The sequence below is a fragment of the Streptococcus sp. DD11 genome (assembly GCF_001578865.1).
GTDB classification, from domain to species: Bacteria; Bacillota; Bacilli; order Lactobacillales; family Streptococcaceae; genus Streptococcus; species Streptococcus panodentis.
This window is the reverse complement of record NZ_KQ969396.1, coordinates 92,161-95,537: the sequence shown is the minus strand read 5'-3', so window position 1 is coordinate 95,537 and position 3,377 is coordinate 92,161. Positions and strand designations below refer to the sequence as shown.

The 3,377-nt window shown below is 49.9% G+C and carries 2 protein-coding genes and 2 pseudogenes; all 4 read left to right on the top strand.

Translation table 11 applies throughout. The features are described from left to right. Positions 1-587, top strand: a pseudogene (locus STRDD11_RS14585) (homoserine dehydrogenase); the annotation flags it as partial. Position 588: 1 nt separating this feature from the next. Continuing rightward, entirely contained in the window at positions 589-1,455 is an 867-nt protein-coding gene (gene thrB / locus STRDD11_RS09890; RefSeq protein ID WP_128837177.1) for a homoserine kinase, read from the top strand. A 98-nt stretch (positions 1,456-1,553) separates the two neighbouring features. Then, positions 1,554-2,469: pseudogene (locus STRDD11_RS09885) on the top strand (hypothetical protein). A gap of 105 nt (positions 2,470-2,574) precedes the next feature. Continuing rightward, positions 2,575-3,377 (top strand): UDP-N-acetylmuramate dehydrogenase (murB, locus tag STRDD11_RS09880; RefSeq protein ID WP_128837316.1); only part of this gene is annotated, 803 nt, incomplete at its 3' end.

Here is a 3,377-nt window from a genome sequence, read left to right as displayed (position 1 = left end):
CAGAAGATGTGGCTGCCGCTCAGGAGCTAGGCTATGTGGTGAAGCTGGTCGGCTCTATCGAAGAAACACCGTCAGGAATTGCAGCAGAAGTGGCTCCTACTTTTCTGCCCAAGGAGCACCCGCTGGCCAGTGTTAATGGAGTAATGAATGCCGTATTCGTTGAGTCAATCGGCATCGGCGAGTCAATGTACTACGGACCGGGAGCGGGACAAAAACCGACTGCAACCAGTGTTGTCGCAGATATTGTCCGTATTGCCCGCCGTCTCAGCGAAGGAACTATCGGCAAGGCCTTTAATGAATACAGCCGTGAGCTGGTACTGGCCCAGCCTCAGGACGTCAAGAGCAGCTATTATTTCTCTATTTTGGCTCCAGATTCCAAGGGACAGGTCCTGCGTCTGGCAGAAATCTTTAACAGTGAAGATGTCTCCTTTAAGCAAATCCTGCAGCAAGGCACAGACGGCGAAAAGGCTCGTGTCGTTATCATCACGCACGCTGTCAGCAAGACCCAGCTGGAGCATGTCAGCGCTCAGCTGAAGGAAGCAGCTGACTTTGAATTGCTCAATACCTTTAAAGTATTAGGAGATTAAAATGAGAATTATCGTACCGGCAACCAGTGCCAATATCGGTCCCGGTTTTGATTCCGTCGGGGTGGCGGTCTCCAAATACCTGGAAATCGAGCTTCTGGAAGAAAGGGAAGATTGGCTCATTGAGCATGATCTCAATCCCAGAATCCCGACAGACAGTCGCAATCTGCTGATTAAGATTGCCCTGCAGCTGGCTCCGGATATCCGCCCGCACCGCCTGAAAATGGTCAGCGATATTCCGCTGGCCCGCGGTCTGGGATCGTCCAGTTCGGTTATCGTAGCGGGAATTGAGCTAGCTAATCAGCTGGGCCAGCTCAATCTGTCCAACTATGAAAAGCTGAAAATCGCTACCAAGATTGAGGGGCACCCGGACAATGTTGCTCCAGCTATTTATGGCAACTTGGTTATTTCCAGCGCCTTTAAAAACAAAGTCTCTGCAGTTGTTTCCAAGTTTCCGGAGGCTGGTTTTATCGCTTATGTCCCTAATTATGAGCTGAGGACTGCTGACAGCCGCCGGGTTCTGCCCAACCGCCTGTCTTACAAGGAAGCAGTGGCCGCTAGCTCCATCGCCAATGTGGCTGTGGCTGCCCTGCTCAAAGGCGATATGCGAACAGCCGGCCGGGCTATCGAGTCAGACCGCTTTCATGAGAAATACCGCCAGCCTCTAATCAAGGAGTTTTCTGACATCAAGTTTTTAGCCAGAAAGCAAGGATCTTATGCGACCTATATTTCCGGTGCGGGCCCGACTGTTATGGTGCTGGCGCCTAAGCATAAAACTGAGAAAATCTATCGCCTGCTCAAGGAGCAGAAGCTAAACGGTCAGGTTTACCAGCTTCAGGTAGACAGCCGGGGCGTCCGCGTGGAAAAATAAGCACAAAGAGCTGGGCAGCCGGCTCTTTTTATGGTCTATCTTTTTTTAGAAGTAAGTATGTTATACTAGTTCTAGTACTTAAGGAGGATATGTATTTTATGAACCGGATTGAGCTGCAGGCTTGGTCCGATGAGCTGGGCCTTCAGTTTGATGAATCTTCGCCAGATCTTTTTCGGCCAGAAGGACGGCTACACCCTTTATATTGAGAATAAACAGTACCGTCTTTGTTTTTCCGTTAGAGAAGGCGATGCTCTTTCGTCACCAGATGCTTTCAGGGAGCTGACCAAGGATTCAAAGGTCCTGACCAGCAGTCTGATCAATCATTATAAGCTGACCTGTTCTGTCAAGGCAGGAATGACCAAGGAGAAAACCAAGGCAAATATCATCCAAGGTGTGCAGAAAGCCGTGGCCTTCCTCAGAGAGCGCGGCTTTAGCAATGTCTGCGAGCAAAGCGGCGAGACGGGCCAGATTGATGTCTATCAGCTGGGAGGCAATCTCCTCATTCTGTCACCGGAAAGCTTTAGCCAGCTCAGCTCAGGTCTGTCGCTGGATAATCAGACTTATGACAATCAAAAGGAAAATATCGTGGGCGGTATTGTCGGCGCCTTTATCGGAAGCTTGATTGGCGGTGCGCTGATTCTGCTGCTTGCTCAGATGGGCTATGTGGCTTTTGCTGCTGGGCTTGCCATGGGCTTCTGTACCATCAAGGGCTATGAGCTGCTGGGGAAGAAACTATCTAGGACCGGTATCATCATCAGTGTTGTCCTTATGATAATTGTGATTTTTGGGGCAAATCAGCTGGACTATGCCTTGCTGATTTTGCGAGAATATCCAGATGCCAATGTATTTGACGCTTTCACATTTGTCAATGAAATGATCTTCAGCGGTCAGTTCCCGGATAATTACTGGTTTAACATCATCCTGCTCTATGTCTTTACCGGAGCCGGCGCTTTCGGAAGCATCTCCAGTGCCCTCTCTCATCAGACACAGCGCTATGTGACAAGAAAATTATAAAAACAGAAAAAGCTGACCATCTCAGCTTTTTTTCTTTCATCTATCGTAAATGGGATAATTTTTTGTTATAATAGAGTGTATTTTGTTTATAAAAGAGAGAAAATCATGCAGAACCTAGAAAAAATAAACGCTGAATTGCAGGGGATTGACATTCGCTTTGATGAGCCCTTGAGTCATTATACCTATACAAAGGTCGGGGGTGCCGCTGACTTTTTAGTTTTTCCGCGCAATCGCTATGAGCTGGCCCGAGTGGTCAAATTCGCCAATCGGGAAGGGCTTCCCTGGCTGGTTTTAGGCAATGCCAGCAATATCATTGTCCGTGACGGCGGCATTCGCGGTTTCGTCATTATGTTTGACAAACTCAATAGCGTAGCGGTGGATGGCTATACGATTGAGGCTGAAGCAGGAGCCAATCTGATTGAGACAACCCATATCGCTCTGCACAACAGTCTGACCGGCTTTGAATTTGCCTGCGGCATTCCCGGCAGCATCGGCGGAGCGGTCTTCATGAATGCAGGAGCCTACGGCGGCGAAATAGCACATATCCTGCTTTCCTGCAAGGTCCTGACACCTGAGGGAGAGGTCCAGACTCTGGAGGCCCGCGATATGAAATTTGGCTACCGCCATTCGCTGGTGCAGGAGACGGGGGACATCGTCATTTCTGCCAAGTTTGCTCTGGCTCCCGGCGTCCATAAGACCATCCGTCAGGAGATGGAGCGTCTGACGCACCTGCGGCAGCTTAAGCAGCCCTTGGAATACCCTTCCTGCGGATCTGTTTTCAAGCGTCCGCTGGGTCACTTTGCTGGCCAGCTGATCAGCGAGGCAGGGCTCAAAGGCTATCGCATCGGCGGTGTCGAAGTTTCTGAAAAGCATGCCGGCTTCATGATTAATGTGGATCAGGGAACGGC